Origin of the sequence: Variovorax sp. Varisp41 (assembly GCF_047325085.1) — a bacterium.
Lineage (GTDB): Bacteria > Pseudomonadota > Gammaproteobacteria > Burkholderiales > Burkholderiaceae_C > Variovorax.
This window is the reverse complement of record NZ_CP168541.1, coordinates 528,140-547,240: the sequence shown is the minus strand read 5'-3', so window position 1 is coordinate 547,240 and position 19,101 is coordinate 528,140. Positions and strand designations below refer to the sequence as shown.

19 protein-coding genes are annotated in these 19,101 nt (G+C 70.7%); 11 read left to right on the top strand and 8 right to left on the bottom strand.

Translation table 11 applies throughout. From position 1 onward, the window contains the following. The 4 genes from ACEN9J_RS33675 (at position 1) to ACEN9J_RS33660 (ending at position 3,533) form a co-directional block, all read left to right on the top strand. Positions 1-897: a CoA transferase subunit A gene (locus ACEN9J_RS33675; RefSeq protein ID WP_413765458.1), complete on the top strand. Its 897-nt coding sequence runs from the start codon at positions 1-3 to the stop codon at positions 895-897. After that, a complete protein-coding gene (locus ACEN9J_RS33670; protein WP_413765457.1) occupies positions 890-2,101 on the top strand; it encodes a CaiB/BaiF CoA transferase family protein in 1,212 nt (403 codons plus the stop codon). The genes ACEN9J_RS33675 and ACEN9J_RS33670 overlap by 8 nt, the downstream gene beginning before the upstream one ends. A 38-nt stretch (positions 2,102-2,139) precedes the next feature. Continuing rightward, entirely contained in the window at positions 2,140-3,168 is a 1,029-nt protein-coding gene (locus ACEN9J_RS33665; RefSeq protein WP_413765456.1) for a Bug family tripartite tricarboxylate transporter substrate binding protein, read from the top strand. A 131-nt stretch (positions 3,169-3,299) separates the two neighbouring features. Beyond that, positions 3,300-3,533: a DUF1778 domain-containing protein gene (locus ACEN9J_RS33660; protein ID WP_413765455.1), complete on the top strand. Its 234-nt coding sequence runs from the start codon at positions 3,300-3,302 to the stop codon at positions 3,531-3,533. Positions 3,534-3,804: 271 nt separating this feature from the next. Here the strand turns inward: ACEN9J_RS33660 and ACEN9J_RS33655 are convergent, their stop codons facing one another. Together ACEN9J_RS33655 and ACEN9J_RS33650 are read right to left on the bottom strand one after the other, a co-directional pair. Further along, positions 3,805-4,203 (bottom strand): Zn-ribbon domain-containing OB-fold protein, encoded by a 399-nt coding sequence (locus ACEN9J_RS33655; RefSeq protein WP_413765454.1) that lies wholly within the window; start codon positions 4,201-4,203, stop codon positions 3,805-3,807. Between the two features lie 2 nt (positions 4,204-4,205). Then, positions 4,206-5,375 (bottom strand): thiolase domain-containing protein, encoded by a 1,170-nt coding sequence (locus ACEN9J_RS33650; protein WP_413765453.1) that lies wholly within the window; start codon positions 5,373-5,375, stop codon positions 4,206-4,208. A 190-nt stretch (positions 5,376-5,565) separates the two neighbouring features. Between ACEN9J_RS33650 and ACEN9J_RS33645 the strand changes: the two genes are divergently transcribed. Genes ACEN9J_RS33645 through ACEN9J_RS33615 form a run of 7 tightly spaced genes read left to right on the top strand, consistent with a single transcriptional unit; the run spans position 5,566 to position 12,986 of the window. Then, a complete protein-coding gene (locus ACEN9J_RS33645; protein WP_413765452.1) occupies positions 5,566-7,230 on the top strand; it encodes a long-chain-fatty-acid--CoA ligase in 1,665 nt (554 codons plus the stop codon). Between the two features lie 59 nt (positions 7,231-7,289). Then, positions 7,290-8,063, top strand: coding sequence for an SDR family NAD(P)-dependent oxidoreductase (locus tag ACEN9J_RS33640; RefSeq protein ID WP_413765451.1), 774 nt, complete (start codon positions 7,290-7,292; stop codon positions 8,061-8,063). A gap of 14 nt (positions 8,064-8,077) precedes the next feature. Then, positions 8,078-9,115, top strand: coding sequence for a hypothetical protein (locus ACEN9J_RS33635; protein ID WP_413765450.1), 1,038 nt, complete (start codon positions 8,078-8,080; stop codon positions 9,113-9,115). After that, positions 9,112-9,903 carry an enoyl-CoA hydratase/isomerase family protein gene (locus tag ACEN9J_RS33630; RefSeq protein ID WP_413765449.1) on the top strand — a complete coding sequence of 264 codons (792 nt, stop codon included), beginning with the start codon at positions 9,112-9,114 and terminating at the stop codon, positions 9,901-9,903. Before ACEN9J_RS33635 ends, ACEN9J_RS33630 begins: the two co-directional genes overlap by 4 nt. Before the next feature lie 47 nt (positions 9,904-9,950). Continuing rightward, complete coding sequence (locus tag ACEN9J_RS33625) at positions 9,951-10,817, top strand: MaoC/PaaZ C-terminal domain-containing protein (protein ID WP_413765448.1); 867 nt, start codon at positions 9,951-9,953, stop codon at positions 10,815-10,817. Continuing rightward, on the top strand, positions 10,814-11,821 hold the full coding sequence (locus ACEN9J_RS33620; protein WP_413765447.1) for an NADPH:quinone oxidoreductase family protein: 1,008 nt from the start codon (positions 10,814-10,816) through the stop codon (positions 11,819-11,821). Before ACEN9J_RS33625 ends, ACEN9J_RS33620 begins: the two co-directional genes overlap by 4 nt. 28 nt (positions 11,822-11,849) lie before the next feature. Continuing rightward, positions 11,850-12,986 carry an acyl-CoA dehydrogenase family protein gene (locus tag ACEN9J_RS33615; RefSeq protein ID WP_057594645.1) on the top strand — a complete coding sequence of 379 codons (1,137 nt, stop codon included), beginning with the start codon at positions 11,850-11,852 and terminating at the stop codon, positions 12,984-12,986. Positions 12,987-13,023: 37 nt separating this feature from the next. Here ACEN9J_RS33615 and ACEN9J_RS33610 read toward each other — a convergent pair whose 3' ends face one another. From ACEN9J_RS33610 to ACEN9J_RS33585, 6 genes are read right to left on the bottom strand one after another with little or no spacing between them, the layout of a single operon-like run. Beyond that, the gene (locus ACEN9J_RS33610; protein ID WP_057594630.1) at positions 13,024-14,163 is read right to left on the bottom strand and encodes an acyl-CoA dehydrogenase family protein; all 1,140 of its coding nucleotides are present in this window, start codon (positions 14,161-14,163) and stop codon (positions 13,024-13,026) included. Beyond that, entirely contained in the window at positions 14,160-14,528 is a 369-nt protein-coding gene (locus ACEN9J_RS33605) for a DUF6285 domain-containing protein (protein WP_057594631.1), read from the bottom strand. The genes ACEN9J_RS33610 and ACEN9J_RS33605 overlap by 4 nt, the downstream gene beginning before the upstream one ends. Positions 14,529-14,545: 17 nt before the next feature. Beyond that, on the bottom strand, positions 14,546-15,550 hold the full coding sequence (locus ACEN9J_RS33600; RefSeq protein ID WP_413765446.1) for a phosphotransferase family protein: 1,005 nt from the start codon (positions 15,548-15,550) through the stop codon (positions 14,546-14,548). A 1-nt stretch (position 15,551) separates the two neighbouring features. Further along, entirely contained in the window at positions 15,552-17,075 is a 1,524-nt protein-coding gene (locus ACEN9J_RS33595; RefSeq protein WP_413765445.1) for an acyl-CoA synthetase, read from the bottom strand. After that, positions 17,063-17,968, bottom strand: a complete 906-nt coding sequence (locus ACEN9J_RS33590) for an enoyl-CoA hydratase-related protein (protein WP_413765444.1) — start codon at positions 17,966-17,968, stop codon at positions 17,063-17,065. The genes ACEN9J_RS33595 and ACEN9J_RS33590 overlap by 13 nt, the downstream gene beginning before the upstream one ends. Beyond that, positions 17,965-19,098, bottom strand: a complete 1,134-nt coding sequence (locus ACEN9J_RS33585; RefSeq protein ID WP_413765443.1) for an acyl-CoA dehydrogenase family protein — start codon at positions 19,096-19,098, stop codon at positions 17,965-17,967. Before ACEN9J_RS33585 ends, ACEN9J_RS33590 begins: the two co-directional genes overlap by 4 nt. Positions 19,099-19,101 lie beyond the last annotated feature (3 nt).

Below are 19,101 nucleotides of genomic sequence, written 5' to 3'. Positions count from 1 at the left end.
ATGAGCCCCAACAACAAAAGCAAGCTGACCACCCTCGACGAGGCCGTGTCGGTCATCCAGGACGGCCAACGCGTCGGCCTGGGCGGCTGGATCTTCAATGCCCAGCCGATGGCGCTGGTGCGCGCGCTGATCCGCAAGGGCGCGCGCGACCTCGACCTGGTGCCCGCGCCCGGCTCGATCGCGCCCGACATGCTGATCGGCGCCGGCTGCGCGCGCAGCACCGCCTGCGTGTTCATCAGCTTCGAGCAGTTCGGCCTCGCGCCGCACTTCCGCCGCCGCGCCGAGGCCGGCACGCTGAAGGTCTACGAGCTCGACGGACCCGGCATCGCCGGAGGCTTGCGCGCCGGCATCTGCGACATGCCCTGGACCGCGATCCCCGACCTGGGCACCGACCTGCCGCGCCACACGCCCGAGCACTACTGGCCGCTGCCCTCGAAGCCCGGCGAGCGCAAGATGCTCGCCGCCGCCGCGATCAAGCCCGACGTGTGCCTGCTCCACGCGCAGCAGGCCGACGAATACGGCAACGTGCAGTACCTCGCCACGCCCTTCTTCGACGCGATGCTCGCACAGGCCTCGCGCCACGTGATCGTCTCGGTGGACCGCATCGTGTCGTCCGACACCATCCGCCGCTCGAACCACCTGACCAAGCTGCCGAGCGTGATGGTCGACGCGGTGGTGGAGGCGCCCTACGGCGCCCACCCGAGCGCCTCGCCCACGCTGTACCGCGCCGACGAGCGCCACCTGCGCGAGTACGTGAAGGCGAGCGCCGACGACGCGGCCTTCGATGCCTACCTCGCGCGCTATGCGCGCGGCACCGCGGCGCATGCCGATTACCTCGACGCGCTCGGCGGCTCGCGCCTCGCCGGCCTCGCCGTGACGGAGAGCAACCTTGGCTGAGCCGACCAACAACTCCGCCGCCGCGAAGCCCGGCGTGCTCGACGGCGTGCGCGTGCTCGACTTCACCGCGATGATGTCGGGCCCCTACTGCACGCGGCTGATGGCCGACCTCGGCGCCGAGGTCATCAAGGTGGAGCCGCCCGAGGGCGACCACATCCGGCTGCGGCCGCCGCGGCGCCAGGGCCGCAGCACCTACTTCGCGCAGCTCAACGCCGGCAAGAAGAGCCTCGCGCTCGACCTCAAGAAGCCCGAGGCGGTCGCGCTGGTGCGCGAGTTGGTCGCCCAGTGCGACGTGCTGGTGGAGAACTACCGCCCCGGCGTGATGCAGCGCCTGGGCCTCGATTACGCGACGCTCTCGGCGCTGAACCCGCGGCTGGTGTACTGCTCGATCTCGGGCTTCGGGCAGGAGGGTTCCTGGTCGGGCCGCAGCGCCTACGCGCCGGTGCTGCACGCGGCCAGCGGCTACGACATGGCCAACCTCGACTACCAGGAGGGCGACGTCGAGCGGCCGCTGAAGAACGGCATCTTCGTGGCCGACGTGCTCGGCGGCTCGCTGGCCTTCGGCGCGATCCAGAGCGCGCTGTTCCGCGCCGCGCGCACCGGGGAGGGCGACCACATCGACCTCGCGCTGATGGATGCGATGCTGGGCCTGCTCGTCTACGAGTGCCAGGAGGCGCAGTTCCCGGCCGAGCGGCGTCGCCCGCTCTACCGCCCGACCAAGGCGAAGGATGGTTTCCTGCTGATCGCGCCCGTGAGCCAGAACAACTTCGAGGCGCTGGCGCGCGGCACCGGCCATCCCGAATGGATCACCGACGCGCGCTTCGCGACCAGCCAGGAGCGCGAGCACCACTGGGGCGCGCTGATGCAGCTGCTCGACGACTGGGCCGCCGATCGCAGCGCCGCGCAATGCGAGGCCGAGATGAATGCCGCGGGCGTGCCGTGCTCGCGCTACTTCACCGTGCGCGAAGCGATGAAGCTGCCGCCGCTGGTCGAGCGCCAGGCCTTCCAGACCATCGACGACGGCGCCGGCGCGTTCCAGGTGCCCAACCCCGCCTTCCGCTTCGCCCGCACCGCGGCGCATGCGCGCGGCAGCGTGTCCGAGCTCGGCGCCGACGGCCCCGCGCTGCTGGGCAGCCTGCTCGGGCTCGGCGAGGAGCGCATCGCGGCGCTGCGCGAGAGCCGCGCGCTGCACGTGCGCGGCTGAGACACACAACGAAGGAGACAGACATGATGAACAGTTGGATGCGCCTTCCGCGAGTCGCCGGCAAGGCAGGGAGCCCGGCGCGAGCCGCGGCCCGCGGCTTCTGGGCCGCGTTGCTCGCGGCCGGCGCGCTCGCGCTGCCGCAGGCCGGCATCGCGCAGTCCGCGGCGTCGGATTTCCCGAACCGCCCGATCACCATCGTCGTGCCCTATCCGCCGGGCGGCACCACCGACGTGCTCGCGCGCGTGCTGCAGGAACCGATGCAGCGCTTCCTCAAGCAGCCCGTGATCATCGAGAACAAGGCCGGCGCCTCGGCCGTGCTGGGCACCAAGTTCGTTGCCAAGGCGCCGGCCAACGGCTACACGCTGCTGTTCCCCAACAACGGCCTGGTGATCTCGCCGCAGGTCTCGAAGGAGGCCGACTACGCGCCGCTGAAGGACTTCGCGCCGGTGTCGCTGGTCTCGCTGCAGCCGATGATCCTCGCGATCAATCCCTCGGTGCCCGCGAAGTCGGTGCAGGAGCTGATCGACTACGCGAAGGCCAATCCGCGCAAGCTCGACTTCGCGACCGCCGGGCCGGCCTCCTTCGGCCACCTCGCGACCGAGCTCTTCAGCCGGCGCGCCGGCATCGAGATGACCCACATCCCCTACAAGGGCCAGGCGCCGACCACGCAGGCGATCCTGACCGGCGAGTCGAAGGTGCTGCTGAGCACCAGTTCGTCGCAGATGAATGCCTTCATCAAGGAGGGCAGGGTGCGCCTGCTCGGCGTGTCCTCGCTGCAGCCCTCGCCGCTCGCGCCCGGCGCGCCGCCGATCGCCAACACCCTGCCGGGCTTCAACCCCGAGGTCTGGTTCGGCCTGTTCGCCCCGGCCGGCACGCCGCGCGAGGTGGTGGCCCGGCTCAACGACGCGATCGTGAAGTCGCTGGCGCTGCCCGAGGTGAAGGAGAAGTTCGACACCGCCGGCGCGGCGGCCACCGGCAGCACGCCCGAGCAGCTCGGGGCGCGGATCGCGGAGGAGTATGCGACGTGGACCTCGGTGATTCGTGAGGCCAACATCAGGACGGATTGATTCGAGAATAGGAGGCCGGCTGTTTCCTTGACATCCATGCACAAAGAAAGAACATCGGGAGATGGATCGACTGCAGCAAGGTGAACCCGGTAACAAGCAGCTCGACCTTCACTCGGATGTGGGAGTTTTCCGTGAAGAAAAAGAAAATCGTTGAGCGTGCCGCAGCTTCGACGGAACGTACATTGAACGAATCCATCGTCGGCGGTCCGCAGGAAGCGGCGGCGAAGATTGTGTTGGAGCACGAGATCATTCATCTGAGTCGAGAGGAACAGATTGCTTTTGTGAGCGCTTTGCTCGCGCCCTCTGAACCAGGGCCGCGCCTCGAAACAGCGATCAGGAGTTACCGCCAAAAGATGGGCCAGTGATGACCGCTCCACCTTGACTCGAAATACATCGATCACGCTCAGGGGACGAACGGTCTCCGCTCGTTCGACTATCGCAATGGGGATTTGACTGGATGCTGGAGGGAGTGCGAAAGTCTGCCGAAGAGCAGATGCTCGCACTTTCCGCTTCGGCCTGGTCAGCCGTTGCAACTGGCGTAGATCGCCTTGGAAGGGGGGGCGGTGGTTCATGCCCAAGATCGGGTGTGGAAGACCAGCAGGCGAAGCGCCTCCAATTGCCTTCGTTTTCCAGCGCTCAAGCCGGCGCAAACATCGGCACCGCGAACCCACCCTCCGCCGGCTTGAAACACACCTTCACCCGATCGCCGATGCGCAGCGCATCGAGATCGGCATCGACGATGTTGGTGAGCATCGTCACCCCTTCGTCGAGCGTGACGTAGGCGATCGCATAGGGGATCGGGCCGGCGCGTCGCGTCACGCTGACGCTGTAGACCGTGCCGAGTCCGCTGGCGTCTTCCCATGCGGTGTCGCCCAGGCAGTAGGGGCACAGCGCGCGCGGATACCAGTGGACCTTGGCGCAGGCGGTGCAGCGCTTGATGCGCAGCACGCCTTCGCGCGCGGCGTTCCAGTAGGCCTCGGTGGCGGCGTCGACGATCGGCGCGCCGAGCGCGCGGTCCTGGTAGGGGGTGCTCATCTTCAATTCCTTTCGAGGATCAGGGTGGCGCTGCCGTGGCGCGAGCCGAGCAGGCCGCCCGTGCCCTGCGCGAGCGCGAGGCCGCAACCGGGGACCTGCACCTTCGGATGCGCCTCGCCGCGCAGCTGGCGCATCGCCTCGATGACCTTGGTGATGCCGCCGCGGTTGGCGGGATGGTTGTTGCACAGGCCGCCGCCATCGGTGTTGAACGGCAGCTTGCCGATGCCCGAGATCAGGTTGCCGTCGGCCACGAAGCGGCCGCCCTCGCCCTTGCGGCAGAAGCCCAGGTCCTCGAGCTGCATCAGCACGGTGATGGTGAAGCTGTCGTAGATCGACGCGTACTGGATGTCGGCCGGCGTCACGCCCGCTTCGGCGAACGCAATCGGGCCCGAGACGGCGGCGCCCGAGTAGGTGAGGTCGAGCTGGCCATTGGCCTGGCCCTTCACGGTCTCGCCGGCGCCGAGCACGCTGACCACGGGCCGCGCGAGCGAGCGCGCGATCTCGGGGCGCACCACCAAGAGCGCGCCGCCGCCGTCGCTGACGACGCAGCAGTCGAGCTTGTGCAGCGGGTCGGAGATCATCGGCGAGGCCAGCACGTCCTGCACCGTGACGGGATCGCGCAGCATCGCGTTCGGGTTGTGCTGCGCATGCGCGGCGGCGGCGACCTTGATCCAGGCGAGCTGCTCGCTGGTGGTGCCGAACTCGTGCATGTGGCGCGCCGCGGCCAGCGCATACATGTTGACCGTGACCGGCGCATAGGGCATTTCCCAGGCCACGTCGGGCGTGGCCGCGGTCACGTTGCGCGGGCCGGTGCCCACGCCGCTGGCCTCGGTGCGCGGGCGTCCCGCGAGCGTGATCAGCGCGACGTTGCACTTGCCCGCGGCGATGGCCTGCGCGGCATGCGAGACCTGCACCAGGTAGGCCGAGCCGCCGGTGTCGGTGCTGTCGACGTGGCGCACCTTGAGGCCGAGGTAGTCGACCATGCTCAGCGGGCCCAGGCCCGGCGCGTCGCCCGCGCAGAAATAGCCGTCGACGTCCTGCAGCGACAGGCCGGCGTCGGCCAGCGCGCCGCGCGCGCATTCCGCATGCAGCTGCGGCACGGTCTTGTCGGGCGCCTTGCGCGTGGGGTGTTCGAAAGCGCCGGCGATGCAGGCCTGCCGCTTGATGCTCATTCCAATGGCTCCGTGTGATCGCCCGTTGCGGGCTCGAGGTGCGTCGCGCCGGCCGGATCGTTGCCGCCCGCCTTGACGCTGTGTCGCGAGGCTGATTATCATTGGTTCAACCAAAATAAATCAACAGGCAAATCGGCGGCGCTGTCTCTCGCGCGATGCCGCGGCCCGGCGAAGACCAAGGACGACAGCCATGACCCCGCACGATTCGAAGCACTGGCCGCGCACCCTGCCGCGCGACATCGACGTCCCGCCCACCAACCTGTGCGCGAACCTGCTGGTGTCGGCCATGCGTTCCCCGCAGCGCGCGGTGGTGGTCGACGACTTCGGCAGCCTGTCGTACGCGGCGCTGGTCGAGCAGGTGGAGCGCATCGCGGCCTTCCTGCAGCATGACCTGGCCGTGCGCCTGGGCGACCGGGTGCTGCTGTACCTGCCCAACGGCCGTGGCTGGATCGCGGCCTATTTCGCGATCCTGCGCATCAACGCGGTCGTGGTGCCCGTCAATCCGATGAACAAGCGCGACGAGCTGCCGCACTACCTCGAGGACAGCGAGGCGGTGGTGGCCTTCTGCGGCGCCGACAACGTGGCGGAGCTGCTGGCCGTGCCGGGCGCGCACCGGCTGCGCCGCGTGGTGATCGTCGGCAGCCCGGCGCCGGTGGAGGAGCCGCTGGAAGCCGCCGAAGCCTGCGACGCGGCAACCGGCGCGTCGCGCACCATCGGCCTGCGCCGCGTGCTGGCGGCCACCGGCGCCCCCGTGGCCCCGCTCGAGCACCTGCCCGACGCGCTCGCTCTGATCCTCTACAGCTCGGGCTCCACCGGCGTGCCCAAGGGCTGCATGCACACGCACCGCACGCTCAATGCCAGCACGGTCGCGGTCGCGCACTGGATGGGCATGGTCCCGCACTCGGTGCAACTGGTGGCGCTGCCGTACTTCCACATCACCGGCATGCAGAACCTGCTGAACGCGCCGATCTACGGCGGCGGCACGCTGGTGCTGATGAAGCGCTGGGACCGCGACCAGGCCGCGGCGCTGATCGCGCGCCACCGGGTCAGCCACTGGACGGCGATGCCGACCATGGTGATCGACTTCCTCGCGAGTCCGCGGCTGGCCGAGTACGACCTGAGCTCGGTGCGCCGCATCGGCGGCGGCGGCGCGGGCATGCCCGAGGCCGTGTGCGAGCGCCTGAAGCAACTGACCGGGCTCGATTTCCTCGAGGGCTACGGGCTCTCGGAAACCGCGCATGTCTCGGGCAACCCCGCGCATGCGTTCAAGCGCCAGTGCCTGGGCATGCCGCTGTTCGGCACCGACCTGCGCATCGTCGATCCCGAGACCCTGCGCGAACTGCCGCCCGGCGAAGTCGGAGAGATCGTGATGTCGGGGCCGCAGGTGTTCGCGGGCTACTGGCGCAACGAGCAGGCCACGCGCGCGGCGCTGCTGGAGATCGACGGGCGGCGCTTCGTGCGCAGCGGCGACCTCGGGCGGCGCGACGAGGACGGCTACTTCTTCATCGTCGACCGGCTCAAGCGCATGGTCAATGCCTCGGGCTACAAGGTCTGGCCGGCCGAGGTCGAGGCGATGCTGCACGAGCATCCGGCCATCGCCGAGGCCTGCGTGATCGCCGCACACGATGCCTACCGCGGCGAGACCGTGAAGGCGGTGGTGGTGCTTCGCGAGGCGCATGCGGGCCACGTGCGCGAGGCCGACGTCATCGAATGGGCGAAACAGAAGATGGCCGCCTACAAGTACCCGCGGCTGGTCGAGTTCGTGCGCGAGCTGCCCAAGTCGCCGACCGGAAAGATCGCCTGGCGCCAGTTGCAGGACGCCGAGCGCGCGAAGGCCTCGATGGCGTCCGCCTGAGCGAAGCGCACCGCCTCGTACACCCAGTTCAATCCCCATCCATCATCCAACGGAGACCTATGCAGAACCTCGTCAATCTCGAAGGCCGCACCATCGTCGTGACCGGCGCCGGACAGGGCATCGGCAAGGCGATCGCGACGCTCGCCGTGGAGCTCGGCGGCAACGTCGTCGCGCTCGACCTCAACCCCCACACGCTGGGCACGGCGATGTCCGCGCTGCCCGCCAGCCGCGTGCAGCAGGTGGTCGGCAGCGTGACCGACGCGGAGCTCGCCGCGCGCGCCGTCGCCGAGGCCGTGGAGCGCTTCGGCGGCGTGCACGGCCTGGTGAACAACGCCGGCATCACGCGCCCGGCCATGATCGAGAAGATGACGCCGCAGCAGTGGCAGGAGGTGATCGACGTGCACCTCACCGGCACCTTCTACTGGCTGCAGGCCGTGGGCCGCCACATGGTGGCGCGCGCGAAGGCGGGCGACACCAGCGGCGGCGCCATCGTCAACATCTCCTCCGACGCCGGCCGCAAGGGCTCGATCGGCCAGGTGAACTACGCGGCCGCCAAGGCCGGCATGCTGGGCGTCACGATGACCGCGGCGCGCGAATGGGGCCGCTACAACATCCGCACCAACTCGATCTGCTTCGGCGTGGTCGAGACCCCGATGACCGAGGTGGTGCGCGGCGAGAAATTCCGCGACGGCATGCTCGCGCAGATCCCGCTGGGCCGCTGGTCCACGCCCGAGGAGGTGGTGAAGACGGTGTGCTTCCTGATGTCGGACGCGGCCTCCTACATCACCGGCCAGCACCTGGGGGTCAACGGCGGCTTCCACATCAGCCTCTGAGCACGGGGCGAACCATGTACATGCCGCCCCACAGCAAGCTGCGGCTCGATCCGCGGGACGAGTACAACCACGTGCCCGAGGCCGTGTCCAACTACAACGAGAGCGCCTACTTCAACGCTTTCGACAGCGCGCGCGGCATCGGTGCCTGGATGCGCCTGGGCAACCGGCCGCACGAGGGGCATGCGGAGCTCAGCTGCTGCGTCTACCTGCCCGACGGGCGCGTGGGCTTCATGCACCAGCGCCCGAAGATCGAGCACAACGAGGCACTGGACGCGGGCGGCATGCGCTTCGAGGTGGTCGAGCCCTTCAGGCACCTGCGCGTGCGCTACGAGGGCGAACTGCTGCTGATGGACGACCCGCATGCGATGGCCGACCCGAGCAGCGCCTTCAAGCGCTATCCGAAGCGGCCCGCCTCGATCGCGCTCGACTTCCGCGGCGTCTCGCCGATGCACGGCGGCGAGATCGTCGCGCTCGACGGCAGCCCGATCGTGCTGGACCCCGAGCATGCGGTGTACCGCGGCCACATCGAGCAGAACATGGCGGTGACCGGCCACATCGCGGTGGACGGCCTGCGCTTCGACATCGCCGGGCACGGCTACCGCGACAAGTCCTGGGGGCCGCGCCACTGGCACAGCTTCTACTGGTACAAGTGGCTGCCCGTGACCTTCGGCGACGACTTCGGCGCGCTGCTGTCGATCAAGGGCCGCAAGGGGCAGCCGAACCACGTGAGCGGCAACGTGCTGCGCGACGGCCGCTACGAACCGGTGGTCGACGGGCGCATCGAGACCGACTACGACGCGCAGCACTATCCGCGCGCCTTCACCGCGCAGGTCCGCACGGCCGAACGCAGCTACACGCTGACCGGCAAGGTCGGCGCGCTGGTGCCGCTGCGGCATCGCCGCGTGGCCGGCGGCGCCGGCGACTACACGCGCATCACCGAGGGCATCACCGAGTACCGCTGCGAAGGGCGTACGGCGCTGAGCATGTCGGAGTACTGCGACCTGATGGTGGACGGTGTGCCGATCTCGGTGCGCGAGGCGCAGGCGCGATGAAGACGCTCGACTACCGGCTCGACGATGGCGTGGCGACGCTCACGCTCAATCGCCCCGAGGCGAAGAACGCACTCGATCCGTCGATGGCCGACGAACTCGGCGAATGCCTCGCCGCGATCCGCGCCGACGAGTCGGTGCGGGTGCTGGTGCTCGCCGGCGCCGGCGGCGCGTTCTGCGCGGGCGGCGACGTCAAGGCCATGGGGCAGGGCGGGCCGCGCACGCCCGAGCAGCGGCGCGCCGGCATGGCGCGCTACACGCGCATCTGCACGGAGCTCATGGCACTGGACCGCCCCGTGATCGCCGCGGTCGACGGCGTGGCCTACGGCGCGGGTTTCAGCCTGGCGCTGATGTGCGACATCGTGCTGCTCTCGGAACGCGCGCGCCTGTGCATGGTGTTCCAGCGCATCGGTCTCGTGCCCGACATGGGGGCCTTCTACACGCTGCCGCGCGTGGTGGGCCTGCAGCGCGCGAAGGAGCTGATCTTCTCGGCGCGCGAGATCGACGCCGCCGAGGCGCTGCGTCTGGGCCTGGCGATGGAGGTCCTGCCCGCCGAGGCGCTGGCCGCGCGCGCGCAGGTGATTGCGCGCAGCTTCGCGGGCGCTTCGCCGGTGGCGATGAGCATCGCCAAGCGCGCCCTGCAGGCCTCGCTCGGGAGCGACCTCCAGACGCTGCTCGAGATCGAGTCGTCCGGCCAGGCGCTGGCTTCGAACAGCGACTACGCGAAGGAGGCGGTGCGGCGCTTCGCGGCACGCGAGCCCGCGCAGTTCCGCTGGCCGCCTGCCGCGTGAAGCGCGGCGACCCTGACAGATTCACCGACACGACAAGGCAAGCGACGATGCTCGACTATCAGAAGGCCCGCGACTGGCAATCCGGCGAGGTGCGCCACGACTACGCACCGAGGGACACCATGCTCTATGCGCTCGGCCTCGGCCTGGGCGCCGATCCGCTCGACGAGCGGCAACTGCGCTTCGTCTACGAGAAGGAGCTCGCGGCGCTGCCGACCATGGCCGCGGTGCTGGCTTCGCCGGGCTTCTGGATGCGAGAGCGGCGCGAGATCGGCATCGACTTCATGAAGCTGGTGCACGGCGAACAGGCGCTGCGCCTGCATGCGCCGCTGCCGCCGTCGGGCACGGTGCTCGGGCGCACGCGCGTGACGCGCGTGGTCGACAAGGGCGAGGGCAAGGGCGCGGTGCTGCATGTGGAGAAGGAACTGGCCGATGCCGAGGGCCGGGCGCTCGCCACCGTCGAAAGCGTGTACTTCCTGCGCGGCGACGGCGGCTTCTCCCAGGCCGACGGGCGCGGCGACGAAGCCGCCGCGCCGGCGCCGGCCACGCCCGAGGGCGCGCCCGAGCATGTGCTGGACCTGCCCACGCGGCCGGACCAGGCGCTGCTCTACCGGCTCTCGGGCGACCTCAACCCGCTGCATGCCGAGCCGGTCTTCGCGGCCAGGGTGGGCTTCGCGAAACCGATCCTGCACGGCCTCGCGACCTGGGGCATCGCGGGCCGCGGCCTGCTCGAGGCGCATGCCGGCCTCGATCCGGCGCGGCTGGTGGCGATGCGCGCGCGCCTGTCGGCGCCGGTCTATCCGGGCGAGACGATCCGTCTCGAGAGCTGGCGCAACGGCAACGAGGTGGCGTTCCGAGCGCGCGTGCTCGAGCGCGATGTGCTGGTGCTGACGCACGGCCGCGCCGAGCTGCGATGAAGGCCTGGCGCGTCGAGGCGATCGGCGATCCGGCCGGCCTGCGCCTCGCCGACGTGCCCACGCCGACACCGGCCGCCGACGAGTACCTCGTGAAGGTCGAGGCGGCGGGCCTCAACTTCCTCGACACCCTGCTGGTCGAGGGCCGCTACCAGGTGCGGCCCGCGCTGCCGTTCACGCCCGGCATGGAGGTGGTGGGCACCGTGGTCGGCGGGCCCGAGGCGGGGCTGCGCGTGGCGGCCGCGACGCCGTCCGGGCGCTTCGGCGGCTTCGCGGAATACGCGCTGGTGCCGCGCGCGGAGGCGGTGGTGCTCGAGCCCGACGTGCCGCCCGGCGTGGCGCTTGCATTGCGCGGCAACTATCCGACTGCGCTGTATGCGCTGCGCCATGCGGGCCGGCTGGCCGCCGACGAAACCCTGCTGGTGCACGCGGGCGCGGGCGGCGTGGGCAGCGCGGCCGTGCAGTTGGGCAAGGCCATGGGCGCGCGCGTGATCGCCACGGCGGGCAGCGACTCCAAGCGCGAGCTCTGCCGCGCGCTGGGCGCGGATGCGGTGGTCGACTACGGCGATGCCGGCTGGGTCGACGCGGTGCGTGCGCTCGCCCCGCGCGGCGTGGACCTCGTCTTCGATCCGGTGGGCGGCGAGGTTGGTGCGCAGAGCGCGCGCTGCCTCGGCTTCGGCGCGCGCCTGCTGGTGGTCGGCTTCGCGGGCGGCACGCTCACGCAACTGCCGGCCAATCGCCTGCTGCTCGCCAATGCCTCGGCCATCGGCGTGCTGTGGGGTGAGGTGCGCAAGCGCGAGCCGGCCCTGGCGAGCCGGCTGGCGCAGGAGATCCGCGACTGGTGGCGCGAAGGGCGATTGCATCCGCTCGAGGCCACGGCCTTCGACTTCGCGCGGCTGCCCGAGGCGCTGGCTGCCCTGGCGCAGCGGCGCACCTGCGGCAAGGCGATCCTCGCGATGTCCCCGATGTCGCCGACGGAACGTGCAGGATCGAACTCGCTTGCATAGAATCAATGGTTCTACCAAAGGAGACATGATGGACTTCAACCTACCCGCCGATGCCGAGGAGATGCGCGTCGCCACGCGAGACGCCGTCGACGCCTTGCTCAAGCTCGAACCGCGCTACCACGAGACCGGGGAGGTGCCCGAGCAGGTCGAGAGCACCCTGCGCGAGATGGGCTTCTACGGCATGGCGATTCCGGAGGCCTACGGCGGCATGCCGGTGGACCACCTCACGAGCGTGGCGGTGCAACTGGAGCTCGCGCGGCTGCCGCCTCAGTTCTGGCCCTTCGTGCGCTCGGCCATCGGGCCCGGCGTGCACATCATCGTGGACCATGGCAGCGAGGCCCTCAGGAAGAAGTGGCTGCCCGAGATCGCCTCGGGCCGCTCGCGCAACTGCATCGCGATCACCGAGCCGCACGCGGGCTCCGACGCGGCGCGGATGCTGACCTCCGCGAAGCGCGAGGGCGACCACTACGTGCTCAACGGCACGAAGACCTTCATCTCGAACGCCAACCACGCGCATTCGATCACCGTGCTGGCCTCGACCGACCGCGCGGCTGGCAAGCACGGCATTTCGGCCTTCCTGCTCGACACCACCACGCCGGGCTTCGAGGTGGCGCGCACCATGCCGACCATGGGCTGGATGGACGACAGCCTTTGCGAGATCACCTTCACCGATTGCCGCATCCCGGTGGAGAACCTGCTGGGCGAGGAGGGCCGCGGCCTCTCGTACGCGATGTCGGGGCTCAACGAGGGCCGCCTCAACGTGGGCTGCCAGGCACTCGGCCCGGCGCAGATCGCGCTCGACGAGACCATCGAGCATGCGCGCACGCGCGTCACCTTCGGGCAGGCGCTGGCCGAGCACCAGGCGATCCAGCACATGATCGCCGACATGGCGATGGACCTGCATGCCGCGCGCATGGTGCTGTTCGAGGCCGTGTGGCGCGCCACGCGCGGCGAGGATGCGCGCATGAAGGCCTCGATGGTGAAGGTGATCTGCACCGAGGCGGCCTGTCGCATCGCCGACAAGGCGCTGCAGATCTTCGGCGGCTCGGGCTACTGCCGCGGCACCATCGTCGAGCGCGTGTACCGCGACCTGCGGGTGCTGCGCATCTACGAGGGCGCCTCGGAGATCCACCGCAACATGATTGCGCGGCAGTTGCTGGCTTGAAGCAAGGCCGGTGCGGGCGCGGCGCCCGCGCCCGGTCTCATCGCATCAGCTCGCGTGCGATCACCACGCGCTGGATCTGGTTGGTGCCTTCGAAGATCTGGTTGAGCTTGGCGTCGCGCATCATCTTCTCGACCGGATAGTCCTTCACGTAGCCGTAGCCGCCGAAGACCTGCACCGCGTCGGTCGTGACCTTCATCGCGACGTCGCTCGCGAAGCACTTGGCCATGCTCGCGAACTTGGGCAGCGCGGCCCAGTCGCCGGCGTCGGCCAGGCGCGCGGTCTCGTAGACCAGGCAGCGCGCGGCCTCGATCTGCATCGCCATGTCGGCCAGCATGAACTGGATCCCTTGGAACTCGATGATGGCGCGCTTGAACTGGCGCCGCTGCTTGGCATAGGCCAGCGCCGCATCGAGCGCGCCCTGCGCCAGCCCGACCGAGGCCGCGGCGATGGCGGGGCGGTTGAGGTCGAGCGCGCGCATCGCCGAGCGGAAGCCCTTGCCCTCCTCGCCGAGGCGGTTCTCGGCCGGCACGCGCACGTTGTCGAGGTAGATCGGCACGTTGATCGTGCCCTTCATGCCCATCTTTCGCTCGTTGCGGCCGAAGCTCAGGCCCTGGCTGTTCTTCGCGTCGACGATGAAGGGGCTGATGTCGTCGGCGCCGCCGCCTTCGCCGGTCTTGGCGAAGACCAGGATGTAGTCGGCACGGCTGCCGAAGGTGCACCACTGCTTCTGGCCGTTGAGCAGGTAGCTGTCGCCGTCGGCCACCGCGCGCGTGCGCATGCCGCCCACGTCGCTGCCGCAGTCGGGTTCCGACAGCGCGATCGCCGTCACCGTGCGGCCCTCGGCCAGGAGCGGCAGGAAGCGTTGCTTCTGTTCCTCGGTGCCGAAGTGCATCAGCGGCAGCGCGAACATGGTGTTCATGCCGGCCATCAGCGCGCACGACTCCGACACGCGCGAGATCTCCTCGCGCGCGATGCAGACCATCGTGAGGTTGGCGCCGGGGCCGCCGTAGGCCTCGGGCACCCACAGCTGCAGCAGTCCCATGTCGCCGTAGATCGGGATCAGCTCCTCGGGAAAGCGGTCGTTCTCGTCGATCTCGGCGGCGATGGGCGCGACATGGCGCTCGACCATGCGGCGCACGCTGTCGCGAAAGGCGATCTGTTCTTCGGTGAAGTTCATGGGGGGAGGTCCTTGGTGATCCAGCGGGGGTTGTTGATGGCCAGCGCTTCGGCCAGCGCGGCGCGCAGGTGCGTCGCGACGCCGGGCGCGTCGGGGTCGAGCCGGCCGTCGCGCAGCGCATCGGCCAGCGCGAGGGACGGGGAGGTGGGCGTGGGCGCGTCCTGCAGCAGCGCGAGCAGACGCTCGCGCGCCGCCGCGTCGTGCGCGGCGCCGAGCCGCAGTTCGCGCTCGACGATGCGCAGCACGTTGATCGCGATGCGGGTCTGGAAGCGGTGGTAGCCCTCGAGCGAGGGCATCAGCTCGTCCTCGAGATAGCGCGCGGTCGCCGCGAGCAGGGTGGGGGCGGGCGGGACGCTGTCGGACATGGCCGCGGTTCCTTTGTTCAGTGCTCGACAAGCTGGAAGAAGTCCCACAGCGGCTCTTCCATGCGCCGGCCCACGGCGCACAGCTCGAGGCTCGCGGGCGTGCCGTCGTCGCGGGTGGCGAGGCCGCGGCGCACGCAGCCGATGGCCCACTTGAGATTGGAGAAGGCTTCCCAGAAGCGCACGCGCGCGGGATCGACCGGCGCGCCGCCGGCGCGCTCGTAGGCCGCGTACAGGTCCTCGCGCGCACCGAAACCGCCGACCTCGGGCGCGGCGCCGAAGCGCCAGGTCCGCATGCACAGCACGCCGAGGTCCTGCATGGGATCGCCGCGGCGTGCGATCTCCCAGTCGAGCACGCAGCGGATGCCCTCGGGCCCGACGATCAGGTTGCCGGTGCGGAAGTCCGCATGCACCAGCGCGTCGGCATCGTCCGCGGGCAGGTGGCGGCGCACCCATTGCAGCGCGAAGTCGAGCGCGGGATGACGAAAGCCCGTGGCGTCGAGCAGGCCCGCGTATACCGCGAGTTCCTGCGCGGGCGAGAGCCGCTGCAGGAAATCCAGTCCCGTGGTGGGCATGCGATGGATGGTCGCGAGAATCCGCCCGGCCTGCTCCGCCATCGCCGCGCGCGCACCGGCATGCGCGGGGTCGGCGACCAGCTTGCGGCCCAGCGTCTCGCCTGCCACATGCTCGGTGACGTAGCCGCGGCCGAGGCCGTCGTGCAGGTCGAGGATGGCGCGTACCCTGGGCGCCGGCACGCCGTGGGTGCGCGCGGCGATCATCAGCCGCGCATCGTCGGCGGCATCGAGCTTCGGTGCCGACGATTCCTTTCTTTCGGGTGTGGCGGCTGGTGCCTGCTGCAGGATCAGCGCGACAGGGCCGTCGGCGGTCGCGAGCTCGAAGGACCAGGTGGTCTTGGTCGCGCCGCCCGTGAGGCGGCGCAGCGCCTCGACGCGGCCGTGCAGTCCCGCATGGCGGCTCAGCGCGGCGGCGAGCCGTTGCGCCATCGCTTCCGTGGCGGGCGCCATTTCAGATCCTGCGGCCCGCGCCTTGCCAGAACGGATCGCGCAGGCGGCGCTTGAAGATCTTGCCGCTGTCCTCGCGCGGCAGCGACGCGTGGAAGTCGATGCGGCGCGGGACCTTGTACCGGGCCAGCCGCTCGGCGAGGAAGGCGCGGATCGCTTCCGCGTCGGGCGCGGCGCCAGGCATGCACTCGATGGCCGCGGCCAGCGACTCGCCCATCTCGTCGTCCGGAATGCCGAACACCGCGCAGTCGCGCACCGCGGGGCATTGCAGCAGCACGGCCTCGATCTCGGCCGGATAGATGTTCACGCCGGCCGAGATCACCATGTCGGCGCGGCGGTCGCACAGGTACAGGTGGTCGTCCTTGACGTAGCCCACGTCGCCGCAGCTGATCAGCCCGTCGCGCTCGACCTCGCGGCGCTTCTCGGGATGGTTGTGGTAGGTGAAGTCGGCATAGGCCGGCACGCGCACGAAGATCTCGCCGACCTCTCCCGGCGCGACCGGGCGTCCGTCCTCGCCGTAGAGCGCCATGCGCGCGCCGGGCGTCAGCCGGCCCACGCTGCCGGGAAATTCCAGCCAGTCCTGCGGCGTGCTCAGCGTGGCGGTGCCGACCTCGGTGCCGCCATAGGTCTCGTACACCACCGGTCCCCACCAGTCCATGAGCGCGCGCTTGGTCTCGGGCGCGCAGGGCGCGCCGGTATGGGTGACCCAGCGCAGCGAGCCCAGGTCGTAGCGGCGGCGCACCGCCTCGGGCAGCTTGAGCATGCGCACGAACATCGTGGGCACCGCCACCATGTGGCTGATGCGGTGGCGCTCGATCGCGGCGAGCACGGCCTCGGGATCGAACTTGGTCTGCATCGCCAGCACCTCGCAGGCGGGCAGCGCCTGGCGCGCAAAGGCATTGGGCGAGGAGTGGTACAGCGGCCCCGCGATCAGCGCGCGCACGCCGGGCTGCAGGCCGTACACGCTGCGCAGCAGTTCGACATAGGCGCGCGCCTGCTCGGGCGTGGCGGCCTCGCGCCGCACGCCCTTGGCGCGGCCGGTGGTGCCCGAGGTGTAGATCATGGTGGCGCGGCTGCGCATCGGCGGGCCGTCCCAGGGCGCGAAGGCCGCGAGCCAGGTGTTCCATTCGAGCGCACCGCCCGGCACCGCGGCGGCCTCGTCGGTCAGCGCGAAGGCGCGCACCGCCTCGGGCGGCGTCGGTACCGTGACGACGGCGGTGTCCACGGGGAAGCGCTCGCGCACCGGCGCGAGCAGGTCGGCATGGCCCACGATCACGCGCGGACGCACGTCCTCGACGATGTAGAGCACCTCCTCGGGCTTGCCGTGCCAGTTGATCGGCACGGCGTAGGCGCCGAGCGCGGCCGCGGCCTGCTGCGCCTCGAGGAAGGCGAAGTCGTTGCGCAGCAGCAGTGCCACCGCGTCGCCCTCGCGCACGCCGAGCGCATCGAGGCCGCGCGCGGCCTGCAGGGCGCGCTGGGTCAGCAGGTCGCGCTCCATGGCGCGCCCGTCGAGGATCACCTGGCCCATGTCGTCGTGTCTCCGATGGGGGCGAACGGCGGCTCCGTCCACCAGGGGTAGGGGGCGGGCATGCCGGTGCTGACGGCATCGGGAAAGCGCGCGGGCCGCTTCTCGCGGAACGAGGCCACGCCTTCGGCCGCGTCGGCCGAAGCGCCGCGCGCGCGCAGCGCGGCGCTTTCGAGGCGATGGGCCTCCATCGGATGCGCCGCGCCGAGCATGCGCCACATCAGTTGCCGCGTGAGCGCCACCGACACCGGTGCCGCATGCGTGGCGATCTCCGCGGCCAGCGATTGCGCGCGCGCCAGCAGCTCGCCGGGTTCGCACAGCTCGCTCACGAGGCCGCCCGCGCGGGCCTCCTCGGCATCGAAGACATGGCCGCCCATGCTCCATTCCAGCGCCTTCGAGATGCCGGCCACGCGCGGCAGGAACCAGCTCGCGCAGGCATCGGGCACGATGCCGCGGCGCGCGAAGACGAAGCCGAAGCGCGCGTCGCGCGAGGCGATGCGGATGTCCATCGGCAGCAGCATCGACGCGCCGATGCCGACGGCCGCGCCGTTCACGGCGGCGATCAGCGGCTTGGTGCTCGCGAACAGGCGCAGCGCGAGCACGCCGCCGCCGTCGCGGCCCGGCTCCTCGCCCGATTCGGCGTCACGCGCGGCCGCGGCCGGATCGAAGGCCCGCGCGCCTTCCGACAGGTCGAAGCCGGCGCAGAAGGCACGGCCCGCGCCGGTGATCACGATGGCGCGCACCGCGTCCTGCGCATCCGCGAGGTCGAGCGCGCGGCACAGCTCGCGGCGCATGGCGCGGGTCATCGCGTTCATGCGCTCGGGGCGGTGCAGCGTCAGCGTGAGCACCGGGCCCGACAGGTCCCAGCGCAGGGTCTCGAAGGCGGGTTCGCTCATGCCATCGCCGCCAGCCGCGCCGACTGCGCGTCGACATCGCCGAAGAGCTGGTCGAGCAGCGCGAGGCGGCGCAGGCAGTGGCCCACCGCGTATTCCTCGGTCATGCCGATGCCGCCATGCAGCTGGATCGCCGCGTGGCACATGCCGCGGCCGTGGCGGCCGATCATGAGCTTGGCGCGCGCGAGGTCGGCGCGCGCGCCGGGTGCGTCGAGGTCGTCGGCGGCGACAGCCGCCACCAGCGCCATGCTGCGGCACATCTCGAGGCTCACGAGCATTTCCGCGGCGCGGTGGCGCAACGCCTGGTTCTCGCCGATCAGGCGGCCGAACTGGCGGCGCGTCTTCAGGTAGTCGACGGCCAGCCGGTAGGCCGACTCCATGAGGCCGACGGCATCGGCGCAGACCGCGGCGGTGCCGGCGGCCAGCGTTCCCTCGAGCGCGCGCAGCGCGGTGGCGGCATCGTGCGGATCGTGCAGCGGCAGCGCGGTGGCGGATTCGAAGCGCAGCTCGCCGGCCGGCGTGTCGTCGACCAGGCGATGGGCGCGGCACCGCACGCCCGGGTCCTGGGCATCGACCAGGAACAGGGCGAGGCCCTGTGCATCGTCGGGCACGCCTGCGACGCGTGCGCTGACCACGACATGGTGAGCGGCCGTGGCATGCAGCACGTTACATTTCACGCCGTCGAGCCGCCAGCGCTCGCCATCGCGGCGCGCGACGGTCTCGATCCACAGCGGCGCCTGGTGCCCGGCCGCTTCGTCGTGGGCCCAGGCCAGGCGGACTTCACCGCTGGCCACGCCGGGCAGCAACCGCGCCTGCATGTCGTCGTCGCCCGCGAGCCGCAGCGCGGTGGCACCGAGCACGACCGAGGCGAGGAAGGGCTCGAGCGACAGCGCGCGGCCGAGCTCCTGCATCACCGGCAGCAGGTCGACCGCGCCGCCGCCGAAACCGCCGTGGGCCTGCGGCAAGGGCAGGGCGGTCAGTCCCAGATCGGCCAGTTGCCGCCACACCGCTTCGCTCCAGCCCGCGGGCGTGGCGGCGATCGCGCGGCGCTGCTCGAAGCCGTAGACATCGCCGAGCAGGCGCGAGAGGCTGGCCTGCAGCGCCTGCTGCTCTTCATTGAGTTCGAAGTTCATGCG

Excerpts from the sequence above, each read along its gene's own strand:
- ACEN9J_RS33675 (WP_413765458.1), top strand. The coding sequence starts at position 1 with ATGAGCCCCAACAACAAAAGCAAGCTGACCACCCTCGACGAGGCCGTG.
- ACEN9J_RS33665 (WP_413765456.1), top strand. The coding sequence starts at position 2,140 with ATGCGCCTTCCGCGAGTCGCCGGCAAGGCAGGGAGCCCGGCGCGAGCC.
- ACEN9J_RS33655 (WP_413765454.1), bottom strand. The coding sequence starts at position 4,203 with ATGAGCACCCCCTACCAGGACCGCGCGCTCGGCGCGCCGATCGTCGAC.
- ACEN9J_RS33650 (WP_413765453.1), bottom strand. The coding sequence starts at position 5,375 with ATGAGCATCAAGCGGCAGGCCTGCATCGCCGGCGCTTTCGAACACCCC.
- ACEN9J_RS33645 (WP_413765452.1), top strand. The coding sequence starts at position 5,566 with ATGACCCCGCACGATTCGAAGCACTGGCCGCGCACCCTGCCGCGCGAC.
- ACEN9J_RS33640 (WP_413765451.1), top strand. The coding sequence starts at position 7,290 with ATGCAGAACCTCGTCAATCTCGAAGGCCGCACCATCGTCGTGACCGGC.
- ACEN9J_RS33635 (WP_413765450.1), top strand. The coding sequence starts at position 8,078 with ATGTACATGCCGCCCCACAGCAAGCTGCGGCTCGATCCGCGGGACGAG.
- ACEN9J_RS33630 (WP_413765449.1), top strand. The coding sequence starts at position 9,112 with ATGAAGACGCTCGACTACCGGCTCGACGATGGCGTGGCGACGCTCACG.
- ACEN9J_RS33625 (WP_413765448.1), top strand. The coding sequence starts at position 9,951 with ATGCTCGACTATCAGAAGGCCCGCGACTGGCAATCCGGCGAGGTGCGC.
- ACEN9J_RS33620 (WP_413765447.1), top strand. The coding sequence starts at position 10,814 with ATGAAGGCCTGGCGCGTCGAGGCGATCGGCGATCCGGCCGGCCTGCGC.
- ACEN9J_RS33615 (WP_057594645.1), top strand. The coding sequence starts at position 11,850 with ATGGACTTCAACCTACCCGCCGATGCCGAGGAGATGCGCGTCGCCACG.
- ACEN9J_RS33610 (WP_057594630.1), bottom strand. The coding sequence starts at position 14,163 with ATGAACTTCACCGAAGAACAGATCGCCTTTCGCGACAGCGTGCGCCGC.
- ACEN9J_RS33605 (WP_057594631.1), bottom strand. The coding sequence starts at position 14,528 with ATGTCCGACAGCGTCCCGCCCGCCCCCACCCTGCTCGCGGCGACCGCG.
- ACEN9J_RS33600 (WP_413765446.1), bottom strand. The coding sequence starts at position 15,550 with ATGGCGCCCGCCACGGAAGCGATGGCGCAACGGCTCGCCGCCGCGCTG.
- ACEN9J_RS33595 (WP_413765445.1), bottom strand. The coding sequence starts at position 17,075 with ATGGGCCAGGTGATCCTCGACGGGCGCGCCATGGAGCGCGACCTGCTG.
- ACEN9J_RS33590 (WP_413765444.1), bottom strand. The coding sequence starts at position 17,968 with ATGAGCGAACCCGCCTTCGAGACCCTGCGCTGGGACCTGTCGGGCCCG.
- ACEN9J_RS33585 (WP_413765443.1), bottom strand. The coding sequence starts at position 19,098 with ATGAACTTCGAACTCAATGAAGAGCAGCAGGCGCTGCAGGCCAGCCTC.